17 protein-coding genes and 1 other RNA gene are annotated in these 16,799 nt (G+C 70.1%); 11 read left to right on the forward strand and 7 right to left on the reverse strand.

Annotated elements, in window-relative coordinates:
* Window positions 1-82 precede the first annotated feature (82 nt).
* The 5 genes from QMO56_RS04795 to ssrA all read right to left on the reverse strand — a co-directional run bounded on the left by QMO56_RS04795 (window position 83) and on the right by ssrA (window position 3,815).
* Window positions 83-487 (reverse strand): VOC family protein, encoded by a 405-nt coding sequence (locus QMO56_RS04795; protein WP_283523897.1) that lies wholly within the window; start codon window positions 485-487, stop codon window positions 83-85.
* Window positions 488-490: 3 nt separating this feature from the next.
* Window positions 491-883 carry a RidA family protein gene (locus QMO56_RS04800; RefSeq protein ID WP_283523898.1) on the reverse strand — a complete coding sequence of 131 codons (393 nt, stop codon included), beginning with the start codon at window positions 881-883 and terminating at the stop codon, window positions 491-493.
* Window positions 884-998: 115 nt separating this feature from the next.
* Complete coding sequence (locus QMO56_RS04805) at window positions 999-2,642, reverse strand: fumarate hydratase (protein ID WP_283524106.1); 1,644 nt, start codon at window positions 2,640-2,642, stop codon at window positions 999-1,001.
* A gap of 202 nt (window positions 2,643-2,844) precedes the next feature.
* The gene (locus tag QMO56_RS04810) at window positions 2,845-3,387 is read right to left on the reverse strand and encodes an SspB family protein (RefSeq protein ID WP_283523899.1); all 543 of its coding nucleotides are present in this window, start codon (window positions 3,385-3,387) and stop codon (window positions 2,845-2,847) included.
* Between the two features lie 86 nt (window positions 3,388-3,473).
* Window positions 3,474-3,815: a transfer-messenger RNA gene (gene ssrA / locus QMO56_RS04815) on the reverse strand.
* Between the two features lie 148 nt (window positions 3,816-3,963).
* On the opposite strand from ssrA, the gene thyX reads away from it, so the two are divergent.
* Genes thyX through QMO56_RS04830 form a run of 3 tightly spaced genes read left to right on the forward strand, consistent with a single transcriptional unit; the run spans window position 3,964 to window position 5,487 of the window.
* Window positions 3,964-4,902: an FAD-dependent thymidylate synthase gene (gene thyX / locus QMO56_RS04820; protein ID WP_283523900.1), complete on the forward strand. Its 939-nt coding sequence runs from the start codon at window positions 3,964-3,966 to the stop codon at window positions 4,900-4,902.
* An 11-nt stretch (window positions 4,903-4,913) separates the two neighbouring features.
* On the forward strand, window positions 4,914-5,228 hold the full coding sequence (locus QMO56_RS04825; RefSeq protein ID WP_283523901.1) for a hypothetical protein: 315 nt from the start codon (window positions 4,914-4,916) through the stop codon (window positions 5,226-5,228).
* A 22-nt stretch (window positions 5,229-5,250) separates the two neighbouring features.
* Window positions 5,251-5,487 (forward strand): hypothetical protein, encoded by a 237-nt coding sequence (locus QMO56_RS04830; RefSeq protein WP_283523902.1) that lies wholly within the window; start codon window positions 5,251-5,253, stop codon window positions 5,485-5,487.
* 59 nt (window positions 5,488-5,546) lie between these two features.
* On the opposite strand, the gene QMO56_RS04835 is transcribed toward QMO56_RS04830, so the two are convergent.
* Window positions 5,547-6,725: an Mrp/NBP35 family ATP-binding protein gene (locus QMO56_RS04835; protein ID WP_283523903.1), complete on the reverse strand. Its 1,179-nt coding sequence runs from the start codon at window positions 6,723-6,725 to the stop codon at window positions 5,547-5,549.
* A gap of 189 nt (window positions 6,726-6,914) precedes the next feature.
* Between QMO56_RS04835 and hflK the strand changes: the two genes are divergently transcribed.
* The 4 genes from hflK to QMO56_RS04855 all read left to right on the forward strand — a co-directional run bounded on the left by hflK (window position 6,915) and on the right by QMO56_RS04855 (window position 10,965).
* Window positions 6,915-8,138 (forward strand): FtsH protease activity modulator HflK, encoded by a 1,224-nt coding sequence (gene hflK, locus QMO56_RS04840; RefSeq protein ID WP_283523904.1) that lies wholly within the window; start codon window positions 6,915-6,917, stop codon window positions 8,136-8,138.
* Window positions 8,135-9,121: a protease modulator HflC gene (gene hflC, locus QMO56_RS04845; RefSeq protein ID WP_283523905.1), complete on the forward strand. Its 987-nt coding sequence runs from the start codon at window positions 8,135-8,137 to the stop codon at window positions 9,119-9,121. Before hflK ends, hflC begins: the two co-directional genes overlap by 4 nt.
* Before the next feature lie 7 nt (window positions 9,122-9,128).
* Window positions 9,129-9,323, forward strand: a complete 195-nt coding sequence (locus tag QMO56_RS04850) for a DUF2065 domain-containing protein (RefSeq protein ID WP_283523906.1) — start codon at window positions 9,129-9,131, stop codon at window positions 9,321-9,323.
* A 112-nt stretch (window positions 9,324-9,435) separates the two neighbouring features.
* Window positions 9,436-10,965, forward strand: coding sequence for a DegQ family serine endoprotease (locus tag QMO56_RS04855; RefSeq protein ID WP_283523907.1), 1,530 nt, complete (start codon window positions 9,436-9,438; stop codon window positions 10,963-10,965).
* A 197-nt stretch (window positions 10,966-11,162) separates the two neighbouring features.
* On the opposite strand, the gene serB is transcribed toward QMO56_RS04855, so the two are convergent.
* A complete protein-coding gene (serB, locus tag QMO56_RS04860) occupies window positions 11,163-12,053 on the reverse strand; it encodes a phosphoserine phosphatase SerB (protein WP_283523908.1) in 891 nt (296 codons plus the stop codon).
* Between the two features lie 26 nt (window positions 12,054-12,079).
* Here serB and miaA point away from each other — a divergent pair, with 26 nt between their 5' ends.
* The 4 genes from miaA (at window position 12,080) to ilvC (ending at window position 16,705) form a co-directional block, all read left to right on the forward strand.
* Window positions 12,080-13,078: a tRNA (adenosine(37)-N6)-dimethylallyltransferase MiaA gene (gene miaA / locus QMO56_RS04865; RefSeq protein ID WP_283523909.1), complete on the forward strand. Its 999-nt coding sequence runs from the start codon at window positions 12,080-12,082 to the stop codon at window positions 13,076-13,078.
* Between the two features lie 60 nt (window positions 13,079-13,138).
* Window positions 13,139-14,935 (forward strand): acetolactate synthase 3 large subunit, encoded by a 1,797-nt coding sequence (locus QMO56_RS04870; protein WP_283523910.1) that lies wholly within the window; start codon window positions 13,139-13,141, stop codon window positions 14,933-14,935.
* A gap of 40 nt (window positions 14,936-14,975) precedes the next feature.
* Window positions 14,976-15,500: an acetolactate synthase small subunit gene (gene ilvN / locus QMO56_RS04875; RefSeq protein ID WP_283523911.1), complete on the forward strand. Its 525-nt coding sequence runs from the start codon at window positions 14,976-14,978 to the stop codon at window positions 15,498-15,500.
* A 188-nt stretch (window positions 15,501-15,688) separates the two neighbouring features.
* Window positions 15,689-16,705, forward strand: a complete 1,017-nt coding sequence (ilvC, locus tag QMO56_RS04880) for a ketol-acid reductoisomerase (protein WP_283523912.1) — start codon at window positions 15,689-15,691, stop codon at window positions 16,703-16,705.
* The last annotated feature ends 94 nt before the right edge of the window (window positions 16,706-16,799 follow it).

The raw sequence follows: 16,799 nt of genomic DNA on the forward strand, positions 1-16,799 counted from the left end.
CGCCCTCCGGGCTTGATCCTGCCATCATACCACCGATCGGCGCGAGATTATGGCGAAGCCAGGGTATGATGATGGCCGCTGCTCAGGCGGCCGCACCATAAGTGGCGATTTCGATGAGGTTTTCATCGGGGTCGCGGCAATAGACCGAAGTGATCGGGCCGAGCGCCCCGGCCTTCGGCACCGGTCCCTTCTCGACGGTCACGCCGCATTCGTGCAGGTGGGCGATGACATCCTCGGCGGTGACCGCGACAACGAAGCAGAGGTCCTGCGTGCCGGGCGCGGCGGCGGCGCCGGTGAACCATTCCTCCTGCGTCGCCGTCTGCGGGCGCAGGTTGATCTTCTGGCCGCCGAAGCGCAGCGCGTTGCGCCGCTGCTCGCCGAAGGCCTCCCGCTCCATGCCCAGCACCCGCTGGTACCAGGAGGCACTGACCTCCACGTCCCGGCAGGTGATCACCAGGTGGTCGAGCCGGTCTACCGCGAAGCGCATGCCTTACCTCTCCCTGGCGCCGATGCGCGCCGTGACCTCGATTTCGATCCGCATCGCCTCGGCCTGCAGCCCGGCATGCAGCAGCGTGGCCGCCGGGCGTGCCTGGCCGAGCCACTTGCGCGTCACCGGCCAGCAGGGCTCCCAATCCTCCCGCTGCGGCACGATGAAGGTGACGCGCACCACATCCTCCATGCTGGCGCCTGCTTCGGCCAGGGCGGCGGCGATGTTGCGGAAGGCCTGCTCGCACTGCTCCACCACCCCTTCGGCGATGGTCATGCGGGCATAGTCGTAGCCGGTGGTGCCGGAGACATGGACGGTGTCGCCCGCCACCACGGCGCGGGAATAGCCGATCTGCTCCTCGAAAGGGCTGCCGGAGGAGATCAGGCGGCGGGTCATGCCGCCGCTCCGCCGGCGCGGCGGCGGGCGCCACCTGTGCAGTTGGACCTCAGCGCCGGCATGGCTGCCCTCCTGGAAAGGGCGCGACCCGGCCAGCACCGAGTCGCGCCGCGATTCACTCCAGGCCGTCGTAGAAGTCGTTGCCCTTGTCGTCCACGACGATGAAGGCCGGGAAGTCCTCGACCTCGACCTTCCAGACCGCCTCCATGCCGAGTTCGGGGTATTCCAGCACCTCGACCTTCTTGATGCAGTCCTGCGCCAGCCGGGCGGCGGGACCGCCGACCGAGCCCAGATAGAAGCCGCCATAGGTCCTGCAGGCGTCCCGCACCGCCTTGGAGCGGTTGCCCTTGGCCAGCATGACCAGCGAGCCGCCGGCGGCCTGGAAGCCGGCCACGTAGCTGTCCATGCGCCCGGCGGTGGTGGGGCCGAAGGAGCCGGTCGGCAGGCCTTCCGGCGTCTTGGCCGGGCCGGCGTAATAGACCGGGTGGTCCTTGATGTACTGCGGCAGGCCCTCGCCGCGGTCCAGCCGCTCCTGCAGCTTGGCATGGGCGATGTCGCGCGCCACCACGATGGTGCCGGTCAGCGAGACGCGGGTCTTCACCGGGTGCTTCGACAGCTCGGCGCGGATCGCGTCCATCGGGCGGTTGAGGTCGATCTTCACCACCTCGCCGCCCAGGATCTCGTCGGTCGTCTCGGGCAGGAAGCGGGCCGGATCGTGCTCCAGCGCCTCGATGAAGACGCCGTCCCTGGTGATCTTGGCCTTGATCTGCCGGTCGGCCGAGCAGGAGACGCCGATGCCGATCGGCAGCGAGGCGCCGTGGCGGGGCAGGCGGATCACCCGCACGTCATGGCAGAAATACTTGCCGCCGAACTGCGCGCCGATGCCCAGGTTCTGCGTCAGCTTGTGGATCTCGCGCTCCAGCTCGGGGTCGCGCAGGCCGTGGCCCGACTTGTCGCCCTCGGTCGGCAGTTCGTCGAGATAGCGGGTGGAGGCGAGCTTCACCGTCTTGAGCGTGGTCTCGGCCGAGGTGCCGCCGATGACGATGGCCAGGTGGTAGGGCGGGCAGGCGCTGGTGCCCAGCGTCTTGATCTTCTCCTCCAGGAACTTCAGCAGCTTGTCCTTGTTCAGGACGGCGCGCGTCTGCTGATAGAGGAAGGTCTTGTTGGCCGAGCCGCCGCCCTTCAGCACGAACATCAGGTGGAACTCGTCCGCGTGGTGGTCGCCGGGCGCGGCATAGATGTCGAACTGTACCGGCAGGTTGTTGCCGGTGTTGACCTCCTCGAAGGTCGAGAGCGGCGCCATCTGCGAGTAGCGCAGGTTGGTCTCGGTATAGGTGCGGTGGACGCCGTAGGAGAGCGCCTCCTCCTCATCCCCCTCGACCCAGACGCGCTGGCCCTTCTTGCCGAAGACGATGGCGGTGCCGGTGTCCTGGCACATCGGCAGCACGCCGCCGGCGGCGATCGAGGCGTTCTTCAGCAGGTCGAGCGCCACGAAGCGGTCGTTGGCGCTGGCCTCCGGGTCCTTCAGGATGTTCGCAAGCTGCTGCAGGTGGCCGGGGCGCAGGAAGTGGGAGACCTCCCTGCAGGCGGCGAAGGCCAGCTCCTCCAGCGCGCGCGGCGGCACCTTCAGCACGGTGCGGCCCTCCACCTCGATCGCCCTCACGCCCTCGATGGGCAGGCGGCGATAGGGCGTCTTGTCCGCGCCGAGCGGCAGCATCGGGCTGTAGCGGAAGTTCTCCGGCCGCTGCGAGACCGGCATCCCGGCGTCGGTCTCGTTGACCGGGGTGTCGGCGAGGGGGGCGGCGGGGGGGATGTTGTCGTCAGGGGACATCGAACGCTCCGGCATGACGGGCAGGGCAGGCGTCGCCTGGGCGGCGGCGTCGGGCGGGGCAGTGGTAGCGCAGCCGCCGCGGCAAACCAACCGGGCGCGGGGCCAGGCCGGGGAATGGCAGGACCGCGGTTCAGTCGCGCGTGGGGCGGCGGCGGAAGGCGTCCAGGCTGACCACCTGGGCGGGGCCTTCCTCGGCTGCCGGCTTGGGCTCGCCGTCCTCGCCCTGTTCGGCCATCGGCGCCGGCGCCGCGTCCTCGGCCGGCAGGGCCTCCTCGGCCGGCTTGGCAGCCGCCTCGGCGGAGGGGAAGCGCAGCCCGACCCGGACATGAGGGTCCCAGAAGGCGGTCAGGGCACTGATGGGAATGGTCAGGGTGGCCGGCATGCCGCCGAAGGACAGCCCGGCGGTGACGAAGCCCGCGTCGCGATCCACCTTCAGATCCCAGAACTGGTGCTGAAGGACGATGGTCATTTCCTCGGGGTAACGTGCCTTCAGGTGGTTCGGCATCGCCACGCCGGGATGATCGGTGCGGAAGGTGAGATAGAAATGATGTTCGCCCGGCAGACCATGGACGCCGACATGTTCCAGAGCCTTCAGCGCCACCTCGCGCATCGCTTCCTCAGTCCAGCGATCGTAGGGGAGCAGGCTCTCCGCCTGTTTGTTGTCTTCGGTCATGCACTCCACCCCAGCGGCAGCCAGAACAATGGAAGACCCATAGCGGTGCCGGCAACCAGCGGAAAGTAGGCGCAGCCGGAAAACGAAGTGGGGGGATTCTGTTGCCCGGTTCCCCCCGGACCGCGCTTACCTATTTAGGCAGCGAGCGCCACAGCCTCGCGGCTGTTATCGTTGGCACTTGTGATATAGCCCGATAACGGCGGTACAATGCCGGGCAAAAGACGGGTCTTTACCGCGCGCGTCGAGCCTGTTTCGTCCCCATGCTGGCAACAGGCCCCGAACCGGTCGGGACGCCTGCGCCGGAAGTGGTGGAGACGCCGGGCACTGCCCCCGGGTCCGCAACGCTTATTCCACACGCCGTTTATCGCCATAGCCGCCCGAAGGCGAGCAAGGCCGATATAATCCTCCCCCCGGCCGATTGCGAGGGGGGCGCGAAACTTTCTGCGCCCCGCCCGGCGGCCCCGCAGACCGGCCAAGGTCCCGGTTGCCGGCGGCCGTCCCCCCCGGCTACACCGCCCCCTCGGCGGCGGCGCTGGCCGCCCTGGACTGCGACGAATCCCGGGGGGACTTTTCGGCATGGCACTCACCGCAGCGCAGCTTCAGGAGCTCGCGGAGGCGAAGGCGGCGCGGGCGGAAACCCGGCGCCCGACCGTGCCGGCGCTGGAGGCCATGCTGTTCGAGCCGGTTCCGGTGCTCGATCACGGCTTCGTCCGGGTGGTGGACTACATGGGCGACGACGCCGCCGTGGTGCAGGCCGCCCGCGTCTCCTACGGGCGCGGCACCAAGGCGGTGATGGAGGACCGGGGGCTGATCCGCTACCTAATGCGGCACCGGCACTCGACCCCCTTCGAGATGTGCGAGATCAAGTACCACGTGAAGCTGCCGATCTTCGTGGCGCGGCAGTGGATCCGTCACCGCACGGCGAACGTGAACGAATATTCCGCGCGCTATTCGATCATGGACCGCGAGTTCTACCTGCCTGCTCCGGAGCATCTCGCGGCGCAGTCGGCCAGCAACCGGCAGGGGCGGGGCGAGGTGCTGCAGGGCGCCGAGGCCGCGCATGTGCTGCAGTTGCTGCGCGAGGACTCCCTCCGCAACTACGACCACTACCAGGAGATGCTGAACGCGGACGAGGAGGGCAAGGTCCTCGACCCTTCCCGCCAGGGCCTCGCGCGTGAGCTGGCGCGGATGAACCTGACGCTGAACGCCTATACGCAGTGGTACTGGAAGACCGACCTGCACAACCTGCTGCACTTCCTCAGCCTGCGCGCCGACGCCCACGCGCAGTACGAGATCCGCGCCTATGCCGAGGTGATGATGGCTTCCCTGGAAGCCTGGGTGCCGGCGGTGGCCGAGGCCTTCCGCGATTACCGTCTGGGTGCCGTGACGCTCTCGGCGCAGATGCTGGACGTGGTGAAGCGCCTGCTGGCCGGCGAGGCGGTGGCGCAGCCCGCGAGTGGCCTTTCCAAGCGCGAATGGCGGGAGCTGATGGACCAGCTCGGCCGCCCGGCCTGAGCTCCGCCGCCATGGCCGCCCCTCCGCGCTCCGCCCGCGGTGCCGGCGGGTCCGCGCCGGCCCGGCGGAAGCCCGCAGCCGGGCGCGCCGGGGCGAGCGGCGGCCTGCGGCGCTGGCTGAAGGATTTCCCCTGGCGCCGGTGGCTTGCCGTCATCATCTGTGTGGCGGTGCTGCTGATCGGCGTGCCGCTGGCGCATGCGATGCTGGGCGACCTCGGTGCCCTGCTGCTGCTGACCGGCACCGGGGGCTTTGCCCTTGGCCGCGCCACCGCGCCGCGGCCGGTGGCCGGGCCGGCACCGCGCAAGGGCCGCGCGCGCCAGGGTTGAGCGGCCGGGAAGGGGAATTTCAATGGTCTGGCTGCTGCTTGCTGCGTTGCTGCTCCTGGGCTTCCCGGCGATGCTGGTCATCGCCTCGCTGTCCTTCGGCCTCTGGCTGGTCTGGCTGGTTCTGGCACTGGTCTGGGGTGTGATCGCCTTCGTGCTGCATGATGTGCCGCTGGCGCTGCTGGTGGTCGGGGCCCTGTATGTCGGCTACCGCTATGGCCGGAAGCGGCAGCAGGAGGACGAAGCCCTGCGCCTGCGCTGAATGCCCGCAGAAAAAAGAAGGGGGTCCGGGGGAATTCATTCCCCCGGCCTTTTTTTGTCTTACTCGACCACGATCTTCGGCGCTGCCGGCCGTGCGGCCAGCTTCTCGCGCAGCCGCCGGGCCATGCCGCGGTAGCGCCCGGCTTCCTCGCTTTCCGGCTTCGCCATCACGATCGGCGTGCCGGCATCGGCCAGTTCGCGGATCTCCAGCTTCAGCGGCAGCTCGCCGAGGAACTCCACGCCCATCCGCTCGGCCTCGGCGCGGGCGCCGCCATGGCCGAAGATATTGGCCGTGTGGCCGCAGTTCGGACAGCAGTAATAGGACATGTTCTCGATCAGCCCGAGCACGGGGACGTTCACCTTCTCGAACATCCTGACCCCGCGCCGGGCGTCGATCAGCGCCACGTCCTGCGGCGTGGAGACGATGACGGCACCGGCCAGCGGCACGCGCTGGCTCATGGTGAGCTGCGCGTCGCCGGTGCCGGGCGGCATGTCCACCACCATCACGTCCAGCGCGCCCCATTCCACCTGGCCCAGCATCTGCTCCAGCGCGCCCATCACCATCGGCCCGCGCCAGATCATCGGCGTCTCCTCCTCGACCAGGAAGCCGATCGACATCGCCTTCAGCCCCCAGCGGGAGAGCGGGATGATGCGCCCGCCGGTGGCGCGCGGCTTCTCCCGCGTGCCGAGCATCTGGGGCAGGGAGGGGCCGTAGATGTCGGCATCCAGCAGCCCGACCTGCAGCCCCTCGGCGGCCAGCGCCACCGCCAGGTTCACCGCCGTGGTGGATTTGCCGACCCCGCCCTTGCCGGAGGCGATGGCGATGATGGCGCCCACATCCGGCAGCAGCATCGGCCCCTGCCCCGGGGCGGGGCGGGTGGCGCGCGCGGCACCGGGCGGCGGCCCGCCGGCGGGCGGCATGCCCGGCGCGGCGGCGGGGCGGTGGGCATGTCCGTGGGCGTGCCCCTGCGCCGGCGGCGCCTGCACATCGCGATGCGCCGTCAGCACGCAGGTGGCGGAAAGCACGCCGGGCACCGCCGCCGCCGCGCGCTCCGCCGCTGCGCGCAGCGGCTCCAGGGCGCGGGCCTGCTCGCGCGGCACGGCCAGCGCGAACTGCACCAGCCCGTCCCGCGCGGAGAGTCCCTGCAGCATGCCGGCGGTCACCACGTCCTGCCCCGTCTGCGGATCGCGCACCGCGCGCAACGCGGTGCGCACCGCCTCGGTCAGTGTCTCCGACATCGCTTGAAAACCCCTCGCTCACGGACAATATCGGCCAAGCCCCCGTCGGAGCGCGATGCGTCGTAATGTGTCGCGCATTGCGTCCGGCCCGGACAGGGCGACATATGGTTCGACCCTGTCGCGCATGCACCGCCTTCGCGCAAGCGTCCGCGGCCGGGAACGAGTGAAAGAGGGGAGACCAGCCAGCCTATGCCCTGGAACAATCAAGGCGGATCCGGCCCGGGAGGCAGCCCGTGGGGCAATCCGCGCCCCGGCGGACCCTGGGGGCAACCGCCTCAGGGCGGCGGCGGCGGGCGCGGCCCGGGCGGCGGCCCTGACCTCGACGAGGCGATCCGCCAGGCGCAGGAAGCGCTGCGCCGCTTCCTGCCGGGTGGCGGCGGCGGCATGGGCAAGTGGATCGGCCTCGGCGCCGTCGTGGTGCTGGGCCTCTGGGCGGCCAGCGGCATCTACCGCGTGCAGCCGGACGAGCAGGGCGTGGTGATGCGCTTCGGCGCCTTCGACCGCACCACATCGCCGGGTCTGAACTACCACATTCCCTGGCCCGTCGAGACCGTCACCACGCCGCGGGTGACGCGCATCAACCGCATCGACATCGGCTTCCGCGCGCCTGCCGACGTGCCGCTGACCCGCCCCGTGCCGGCGCGGGACGTGGTCGAGGAAAGCCTGATGCTGACCGGCGACGAGAACATCATCGACATCGACTTCGCGGTGTTCTGGCGCATCCGGGATGCCGGCGAGTACCTGTTCAACACCCGCAACCCCGACGAAACGGTGAAGTCCGCGGCCGAAAGCGTGATGCGCGAGGTGGTGGGCCAGACGCCGATCCAGCCGGCGCTGACCGAGGCGCGCGCCGAGATCGAGCAGCGCGTCCTCACCGGCGTGCAGTTCATCCTCGACCAGTACAAGTCGGGCGTCGAGATCACCCAGGTGCAGCTGCTGAAGGTCGACCCGCCGGCCGAGGTGATCGACACCTTCCGCGACGTGCAGCGCGCCAATGCGGACCGCGAGCGGCTGCGCAACGAGGCCGAGACCTACCGCAACGACATCATCCCGCGCGCCCGCGGCGAAGGGCAGCGGCTGATCCAGGAGGCGGAGGGCTACAAGGAAAGCCAGGTCGCGCGTGCCCGTGGTGAGGCGGCGCGCTTCCTGAGCATCCTCTCGGCCTACCAGAACGCGAAGGACGTGACGGTCCGCCGCCTCTACATGGAGACGATGGAGGAGATCCTGCGCCGCAACCCGAAACTGCTGGTGGATGACCGCCTGCAGGGCATCGTGCCTTACCTGCCGCTGGACGGCGCGAGCCGCCCCGCCGGCGCGACCGGACAGCAGCAGCAGCAGCGCCCGCCCGTGCCGCCCGCGGCGCTGGAGCGCACGCCGGCGCCACCGCAGGCCGCGCAGGGAGGCAGCCGATGAACCGCATGCTGCTGCTGGCGGGTGTCGCCATCCTGGTGCTGGTGACGGCCCTTTCGGCGCTGTTCACCGTGCGCGAGACCGAGCAGGTGCTGGTGACGCAGCTCGGCCAGCCGATCCGGGTGATCAAGGAGCCCGGCCTGCACGTGAAGATCCCCTTCATCCAGACGGTGAGCAGCTTCGACAGCCGCCTGCTGGACTATGACACGCCGGGCGAGGAGGTCATCCTCGGCGACCAGCGCCGGCTGATCGTGGACACCTTCACCCGCTTCCGCATCACCGACCCGCTGCTCTACTTCCAGACGGCCGGCACGCAGGAGAGCGGCATCCGTGCGCGCCTTTCCTCCATCGTGGCCTCCTCGATGCGCCGGGTGCTGGGCAGCGAGACACTGATGGCCGTGCTCTCCAACGAGCGCGCGCGGATCATGAACCAGATCCAGCAGCAGGTGAACGCGGAGGCGCGCAGCTTCGGCGTCGCCATCGAGGACGTGCGCATCCGCCGCACCGACCTGCCGGACGAGAACACCCAGGCGATCCTGAACCGCATGCAGTCCGAGCGCGAGCGCGTGGCGCGCGAGGCGCGGGCGGAGGGCGCGGAGGTGGCGGCGCGCGTCCGTGCCCAGGCCGACCGCGAACGCACCGTGCTGCTGGCCGAGAGCCAGGCCCAGGCCGACACGCTGCGCGGCCAGGGCGACGAGGAGGCGATCCGGCTGATGGCGGAGGTGGCCCAGCGCGATGCTCCCTTCTGGAGTTTCTACCGCTCCATGCAGGCCTACCGGGATGCACTGTCGGAGGGCGACACCCGGCTGGTGCTGACGCCGGATTCGGAGTTCTTCCGCTACTTCCGGCAGAGCCGGCCGGAGGGATCCGGCCTGGGGGCGGAGAGCACGGCGAGCGCGTCTGCCCCGCAGCCGCAGCCGCAGCCGCAGCCGCAGCCGCAGCCGCAGCCGCAGCCGCAGGGCGCCGCGCCGGCCCCGGCCCCGTGAGCGCAGATTGACCGTCCTGCAACTCGTCGCCGGCGGGGCGGTTGTGCTGGCGCTGGAAGGGCTGCTCTACGCGGCCTTTCCGGCAGCCATGCAGCGTGCCCTCGCCGGCATCACCGGCCTGTCGCCGGAGCGGCTCCGCCTGGCCGGGCTGGCCATGGCGGTGGCCGGTGTGGCGCTGGCCACGCTGCTGGTGCGCGGCTGAGGCCGCTTTTCCGCCCGGCCGGGGCGCGGCGCCCTTCCGCTTCCGCCCGGGCTGCCCCATCTTCACGTCTGTCGGGCTGCGGCCCGGATCGTCTCCCAAGCGAGGTTTGCCGATGCGTGTCGCCACCCTGATCCTGAGTGCCACGGTCGCCGCGGCGCCGCTCGCCCTGTCGCTGCCCACCCTGGCCCAGCCGGCGCAGGTGCCGCAGGCGCTGACGGAACGGCTGCCGGACAGCTTCGCGCCGCTGGCGCGCCACCTGCTGCCCTCGGTGGTCAACATCCAGACCAGCCAGACCCTGCAGACGAGCGGCAGCCGCCCGGATGCGCCGGAGATGCCGCAGTTCCCGCCCGGCAGCCCCTTCGAGGAGCTGTTCCGCGACTTCATGGAGCGCATGCGCCCGCCCGGCAGCCGCCCCGGCCAGCCGCCGCGCCGCCAGCAGAGCCAGGGCTCCGGCTTCATCATCGACGCCTCCGGCATCATCGTCACCAACAACCACGTCATCGACGGTGCCGACGAGATCAACGTCGTGCTGCACGACAACTCCACGCTCAAGGCCGAGCTGGTCGGCGTGGACCAGCGCACCGACCTCGCCGTGCTGCGGGTGAAGACCGACAAGCCGCTGCCCGTGGTCGCCTTCGGCGACTCCGACAGCGCCGAGGTGGGCGACTGGGTGCTGGCCATCGGCAATCCGCTGGGCTTCGGCGGCAGCGTCACCTCGGGCATCGTCTCGGCGCGCGGGCGCAACATCAATGCCGGCCCCTATGACGACTTCATCCAGACCGACGCCGCCATCAACCGCGGCAACTCGGGCGGGCCGCTGTTTAACACCAAGGGCGAGGTGATCGGCATCAACACCGCCATCGTCTCGCCTTCCGGCGGCTCGATCGGCATCGGCTTCGCCATTCCTTCCAATCTGGCCAAGAACATCGTCGCGCAGCTGCGCGATGACGGCCGGGTGCGGCGCGGCTGGCTGGGCGTGAACATCCAGCAGGTGACGGACGAGATCGCCGAGAGCCTCGGCCTGCAGGGCCAGGCGCGCGGTGCCCTGGTGGCGCGGGCGCAGGAGGGCGGCCCCGCCGCCCAGGCCGGCATCCAGAACGGCGACGTGATCCTGAGCTTCAACGGCCACGAGGTGCAGGAGATGCGCAGCCTGCCCCGCATCGTCGCCGAGACGAAGGTGGGCAGCACGGTGCCGGTGACGGTCTGGCGCAATGGCAAGCAGGAGACGGTGCAGGTCACCGTCGCCGAGCTGCCGGCCGAGCAGCAGCAGGCCGCCGCCCAGGCGGCGCCGCAGCAGCCCCGCCCGGGTGCGGCGATGGACCTTTCCGGCCTCGGCATGAAGGTGGCGCCGCTCTCGCCCGAGACGCGGGACCGGTTCAGCCTGAAGGAGGATGCGCGGGGCGTCGTCGTCACCGAGGTCGAGCCGGGCAGCAGCGCGGCCGAGCGTGGCCTCAGTGCCGGCGACCTGATCGTCGAGGTGCAGCAGAACCGCGTTACCACCCCCCAGGAGGTGCAGGAGCAGCTCGCCCGGCTGCGCCGGCAGAACCGCCCGACGGCGCTGCTGCTGATCGAGAACGGCCAGGGCCAGCGCTTCGTGCCGCTGCGCCTGGCGCCGGAAGGCAAGAACGGCAGCCCGGGTTGACCCCCGGGGGAGAATGAATTCTCCCCCGGACCCCCTCTTCTTCCTTCTGTCAGTTTGGCCGCGCGGGTGATGGGCGTGGCCCAGAACGGACAGAAAAAGGAGGGGGCTTGGGGGAGTTCGCTCCCCCAAGCTTTTCACCACTCCGTCGGAAAGCAGGCCCGGATTTTCCGCCGGGCCTTTTTCATGGGCTTACGGGCTTACGTGACGAACTCGGCTGCGCGATATCCTTGCGCGAACAGCAGGGCCCGCAGATCCGTATGATCCACCCGCACGCGCGCCGCGGCAGCGACCACCGGCTTGGCATGGTAGGCCACGCCCAGCCCTGCGGCCGCCAGCATCTCCAGGTCGTTCGCGCCGTCGCCCACGGCCAGCGTATCGGCGAGGGGCAGGCCCAGCTCGGCCGCGAGCCGCTTCAGCGTGGTGAGCTTGGCGTGGCGGTCGAATATCGGCTCCGCCACGGTGCCGGTCAGGGTGGCGCCGTCATCCTCCAGGAGGTTGGCATGGTGGCTGGTGAAGCCGACCTTCTCGGCCACGCGGCCGGTGAAGAAGGTGAAGCCCCCCGAGGCGAGGGCGCAGTGTGCGCCATTCGCCGCCATGGTGCGGACCAGCGCCTTGGCGCCCGGCATCACACGGGTCTCCGCCCAGGTGGCCTCCAGCGCCGAGAGGGCGAGGCCCTTCAGCATGGCCACGCGCTCGCGCAGGGCGGTGGCGAAATCGATCTCGCCGTTCATGCTGCGGCGGGTGATCTCGGCCACGCGCTCCTTCAGCCCGGCATAGGCGGCCAGTTCATCCAGCGTCTCGCTGGTGACGATGGTGCTGTCCATGTCGGCGATCAGCAGCCGCTTGCGGCGGCCCTCGGCCGGCTGGGCGACGCTGTCCACCGGCGCCCCCTCGAAGGCGGCGGCGGCGGCGGCCTGGGCCTGCTCGGCCGCCAGCCCATCGAAGGGCAGGTCCACGGCCTCCGCCTCGGCCAGCCAATCCGGGCTGCCGGCATTGGCGCCGAGGGTGACCAGCGCGGAGCGGACCCGCGCGATGAGAGGCGCCGGCAGTTGGCCTGCGGGCGCGATCAGGGTGAGCACATGCTGCATGGGGGGCGGACCATGCCCGCGCGCGCATGAGCAGGCAACCATTTGCGCTGCTGGTGGCCGGCCCGACCGCCAGCGGCAAGTCGGCGCTCGCGCTCGGTCTGGCCGAGCGGCTGGGCGGGACGGTCATCAACACCGACAGCATGCAGATCTATGCCGGGCTGGAAGTGCTGACGGCGCAGCCCTCGCCAGGGGAGCGGGCGCGGGCGCCGCACCGCCTCTACGGGCTGCGCGACCCGGCCGAGGCCGCCAGCGTGGCCTGGTGGCGCGAGCAGGCCCTGGCCGAGCTGGCAACGGCCCATGCGGCGGGGCGGCTGCCGGTCCTCTGCGGCGGGACCGGCCTTTATTTCCGCTCCCTCACCGAAGGCATTGCCCCCGTGCCGGAGATCCCGCCGGCCGCGCGGGAGGAAGCCCGCACCCTGCTGGCGGAGGAGGGGCCGGCGGCGCTGCATGCCCGCCTCGCCGCCGCTGACCCGGAGACGGCCGCCCGCCTGCGCCCCAGCGACAGCCAACGCCTTGCCCGCGCCTACGAGGTCTGGCGCGGCACCGGGCAGGGGCTGGCCTCCTGGCAGCGGGAGACGGGCACCGGCCCGGCGCGGCTCGACGGCGTCCCCTGGCGCTTCGCCGTGCTGCGGCTGGACCCGCCGCGCGAGGCGCTGAGGGTGGCGATCCGGCGCCGCTGGGAGGCGATGCTGCAGGCCGGGGCGGTGGAGGAGGTGCGGGCGCTGGTGGCACGCGGCCTCGACCCCGCCCTGCCGGCCATGCGCGCGCATGGCGTGCCGGAGCTTTCCGCCATGCTGGCCGGGCGGCTCACGCCGGAAGAGGCGGGGGAGCGGGCCTGCCTCGCCATCGGCCAGTACACCAAGCGGCAGGCCACCTGGTTCCGCCACCAGCAACTGGCTGCTCCCAGCGAAACGCATACGATCCATGCGCGGGTGGCAGGCATGGAGCAATTTTCAGAAAGAGAAAAGGGAGAAATTTTCTCGTTTGTTTGTTCCCGCGTTGACGCGGGCAGGGAGGGGGCGTAGATCGAGGGCCCGGACAGCAATGCCCGGCAACACCGCATCGCAGGAAAGCCAGAAGCCATCATGTCTGCTGCCAACCTTCCCGCCGCATCCGACACCCAGAGCATGACGGGTGCCGAGATTGTCCTGCGCGCGCTGAAGGAGCAGGGCGTAGAGGTTATCTTCGGCTATCCCGGCGGCGCGGTATTGCCGATCTACGACGCCATCTTTCAGCAGAACGCCATCCGCCACATCCTGGTGCGGCACGAGCAGGCGGCGGTGCACGCCGCCGAGGGCTATGCCCGCTCCACCGGCAAGGTGGGCTGCGTGCTGGTCACCTCCGGCCCCGGCGCCACCAATGCCGTGACCGGGCTGGTGGACGCGCTGATGGACAGCATCCCCATCGTCTGCCTGACCGGCCAGGTGCCGACGCATCTGATCGGCAATGACGCCTTCCAGGAGGCCGACACCACCGGCATCACCCGCCCCGCCACCAAGCACAACTACCTGGTGAAGCGGATGGGCGACCTCGCCCAGACGGTGCACGACGCCTTCTACGTGGCGCGCTCCGGCCGCCCCGGCCCGGTGGTGATCGACCTGCCGAAGGACATCCTGATCGGCAAGGGCCAGTACACCCCGCCACCGACGCAGGAGCACCGCTCCTACCGCCCGCAGACCGAGCCGGACATGGCGCAGATCCGCAAGGCGGTGCGGCTGCTGAAGGAGGCCAAGCGCCCGGTGGTCTATTCCGGCGGCGGCGTGATCAATGCCGGCCCCGAGGCTGCCGAACTGCTGACGAAGTTCGTCCGCATGGCAGGCCTGCCCTGCACCAACACGCTGATGAGCCTCGGCGCCTTCCCGGCCAGCGACCCGCAGTTCCTGGGCATGCTGGGCATGCACGGCACCTACGAGGCGAACCTCGCCATGCACGGGTGCGATGTGATGTTCAACATCGGCGCCCGCTTCGATGACCGCGTGACCGGCCGCCTCAACGCCTTCGCCCCGGATTCGGTGAAGATCCACGCCGACATCGACCCCTCCTCGATCAACAAGAACGTCAAGGTCGAGGTCCCCATCGTCGGGGATGCGGCCTCGGTGCTGCGCGCGCTGATCGCCGCCTGGGAGGCGGACGAGGCCCGGCAGGACCGCGAGGCGATGGCCGCCTGGTGGCGCCAGATCGATGCGTGGCGCGGCACGAACTGCCTGCGCTACGTGCAGGAAGGCACGCTGATCAAGCCGCAGCACGCGGTGAAGCGGCTCTACGAGCTGACACGGGAAACGGGCCGGGACACCTTCATCACCACCGAGGTCGGCCAGCACCAGATGTGGGCGGCGCAGTATTTCGGCTTCGAGAAGCCGAACCGCTGGATGACCTCGGGCGGCCTCGGCACCATGGGCTACGGCCTGCCGGCGGCGATGGGCGTGCAGGTCGCGCACCCCGATGCGCTGGTGATCGACATCGCCGGCGAGGCCTCGATCCTGATGAACATCCAGGAGATGGCGACCCTGGCGCAGTATCGCCTGCCGGTGAAGGTGTTCATCCTGAACAACCAGTACATGGGCATGGTGCGCCAGTGGCAGGAGCTGCTGCATGGCGGCCGCTACTCCGAGAGCTACAGCGCCGCGCTGCCCGACTTCGTGAAGCTGGCCGAGAGCTTCCACGGCGTCGGCATGCGGGCGGAGAGCGCGGACGACCTCGACCGCGTCATCCGCGAGATGATCGCCATCGACCGGCCGGTGATCGTGGACGTCGCCGTGGACCCGAAGGAGAACGTCTTCCCGATGATCCCCTCGGGCGCGGCGCATAACGAGATGCTGCTGGCCTCCGGGCAGATCTCCGGCGGCGCGGGCGTGACGGATGAGGGGACGGCGCTGGTCTGAGCCGGCGCCGACCTGACCCCGCGATCGAACGGACAGAAGAATGCCCGACCCCAACGACATGTCCCAGCGCGCCGCGACCATCGCGGTGCTGGTGGAGAACGAGGCCGGCGTGCTGGCCCGCGTCATCGGCCTGTTCTCCGGCCGTGGCTACAACATCGACAGCCTGACCGTGGCACCGGTGGACGCGGAGGGTCGCCTCTCGCGCATCACCGTCGTCACCTCGGGCACCGAGATGGTCATCGAGCAGATCAAGGCACAGCTCGACCGCCTCGTGCCCGTCCACAAGGTGGCCGACCTGACGCTGGAAGGTCCGCACCTCAACCGCGAACTGGCGCTGATCAAGGTGGTGGGCTCCGGCTCGGCGCGGCAGGAGGCGCTGCGCCTGGCTGATGCCTTCCGCGCCCGCGTGGTGGATGCCACCATCGAGAGCTTCGTCTTCGAGATGACCGGCAGCAGCGAGAAGCTCGATGCCTTCATCAACCTGATGCGGCCGATCGGCCTCGTGGAGGTCTCGCGCACCGGCGCGGTGGCCATCGCACGCGGCACGGCCAGCCTTTCGGTCTGATCTTCGCCAGGGGGGCGCTGCCCCCCATTGGTTTCTTTGGGACCCCCGCCGGGGGGATCGTATCCCCCCCGGACCCCGCCATCAGAGGGGAAGTCCAGAAACCTCAGGTTTCTGGCGGGGAGAGCGCGAGAGGGGCGGCGCCCCTCTCGCAAGGGTTTTGGTTCTTCAATCGGGGGAGTGCGCCAGAGATGCGCGTCTACTACGACCGTGATGCCGATGTGGGTCTGATCAAGGGCAAGAAGGTCGCCGTCATCGGCTTCGGCAGCCAGGGCCATGCGCATGCGATGAACATGCGCGATTCCGGCGTTGCCGAGGTGGTGATCGGCCTGCGTCCGGGCGGTTCCGCCAAGAAGGCCGAGGCCGCCGGCTTCAAGGTCATGAGCCCCGCCGAGGCCGCCAAGTGGGCCGATGTGGTGATGGTGCTGACCCCGGACGAGGGCCAGGGCGACCTCTATCGCGAGCAACTGCACGAGAACATGCGCGAGGGCGCCGCGCTGGCCTTCGCGCACGGCCTGAACGTGCACTTCAACCTGATCGAGCCGCGCCCGGACATCGACGTGTTCATGATCGCGCCGAAGGGCCCCGGCCATACGGTGCGCGGCGAGTACCAGAAGGGCGGTGGCGTGCCCTGCCTCGTGGCCGTTCACCAGAACCCCTCCGGCAATGCGCTGGAGATCGCGCTCTCCTATGCCTGCGCCGTCGGCGGTGGCCGCTCGGGCATCATCGAGACGACCTTCAAGGAGGAGTGCGAGACCGACCTGTTCGGCGAGCAGGTCGTGCTCTGCGGCGGCCTCGTGGAGCTGATCAAGGCGGGCTTCGAGACCCTGGTCGAGGCCGGCTATGCGCCGGAGATGGCCTATTTCGAGTGCCTGCACGAGGTGAAGCTGATCGTCGACCTCATCTATGAGGGCGGCATCGCCAACATGAACTACTCCATCTCCAACACCGCGGAGTATGGCGAGTACGTCACCGGCCCGCGCATCATCACCGCCGAGACCAAGGCCGAGATGAAGCGCGTGCTGAACGATATCCAGAGCGGCAAGTTCACCCGCGACTGGATGCTGGAGAACAAGGTCAACCAGGCCAGCTTCAAGGCCACCCGCCGCCGCATGGCCGAGCACCCAATCGAGGAGGTCGGCGCCAAGCTGCGTGGCATGATGCCCTGGATCACCAAGGGCGCCCTGGTGGACAAGAGCCGGAACTGAAGCCGGCGAAAAGGGGCGCTTCGGCGCCCCTTTTTGCGTTTCCGCAGCCGTGCGCGCAGAATGCGCCGGGGCAACCGATCGGGCCACGGGCCGT

Origin of the sequence: Roseomonas sp. E05, from assembly GCF_030063475.1 — a bacterium.
GTDB lineage: Bacteria > Pseudomonadota > Alphaproteobacteria > Acetobacterales > Acetobacteraceae > Pseudoroseomonas.

What these genes read in the sequence shown, in the direction of transcription:
- QMO56_RS04825 (WP_283523901.1), top strand. Translation starts at nt 4,914, where the DNA reads ATGGCCGCCCCTCCGCGCTCCGCCCGCGGTGCCGGCGGGTCCGCGCCG.
- QMO56_RS04855 (WP_283523907.1), top strand. Translation starts at nt 9,436, where the DNA reads ATGCGTGTCGCCACCCTGATCCTGAGTGCCACGGTCGCCGCGGCGCCG.
- QMO56_RS04870 (WP_283523910.1), top strand. Translation starts at nt 13,139, where the DNA reads ATGTCTGCTGCCAACCTTCCCGCCGCATCCGACACCCAGAGCATGACG.
- hflC (WP_283523905.1), top strand. Translation starts at nt 8,135, where the DNA reads ATGAACCGCATGCTGCTGCTGGCGGGTGTCGCCATCCTGGTGCTGGTG.
- ilvN (WP_283523911.1), top strand. Translation starts at nt 14,976, where the DNA reads ATGCCCGACCCCAACGACATGTCCCAGCGCGCCGCGACCATCGCGGTG.
- serB (WP_283523908.1), bottom strand. Translation starts at nt 12,053, where the DNA reads ATGCAGCATGTGCTCACCCTGATCGCGCCCGCAGGCCAACTGCCGGCG.
- QMO56_RS04800 (WP_283523898.1), bottom strand. Translation starts at nt 883, where the DNA reads ATGACCCGCCGCCTGATCTCCTCCGGCAGCCCTTTCGAGGAGCAGATC.
- miaA (WP_283523909.1), top strand. Translation starts at nt 12,080, where the DNA reads ATGAGCAGGCAACCATTTGCGCTGCTGGTGGCCGGCCCGACCGCCAGC.
- ilvC (WP_283523912.1), top strand. Translation starts at nt 15,689, where the DNA reads ATGCGCGTCTACTACGACCGTGATGCCGATGTGGGTCTGATCAAGGGC.
- QMO56_RS04795 (WP_283523897.1), bottom strand. Translation starts at nt 487, where the DNA reads ATGCGCTTCGCGGTAGACCGGCTCGACCACCTGGTGATCACCTGCCGG.
- hflK (WP_283523904.1), top strand. Translation starts at nt 6,915, where the DNA reads ATGCCCTGGAACAATCAAGGCGGATCCGGCCCGGGAGGCAGCCCGTGG.
- QMO56_RS04805 (WP_283524106.1), bottom strand. Translation starts at nt 2,642, where the DNA reads ATGCCGGTCTCGCAGCGGCCGGAGAACTTCCGCTACAGCCCGATGCTG.
- QMO56_RS04830 (WP_283523902.1), top strand. Translation starts at nt 5,251, where the DNA reads ATGGTCTGGCTGCTGCTTGCTGCGTTGCTGCTCCTGGGCTTCCCGGCG.
- thyX (WP_283523900.1), top strand. Translation starts at nt 3,964, where the DNA reads ATGGCACTCACCGCAGCGCAGCTTCAGGAGCTCGCGGAGGCGAAGGCG.
- QMO56_RS04835 (WP_283523903.1), bottom strand. Translation starts at nt 6,725, where the DNA reads ATGTCGGAGACACTGACCGAGGCGGTGCGCACCGCGTTGCGCGCGGTG.
- QMO56_RS04810 (WP_283523899.1), bottom strand. Translation starts at nt 3,387, where the DNA reads ATGACCGAAGACAACAAACAGGCGGAGAGCCTGCTCCCCTACGATCGC.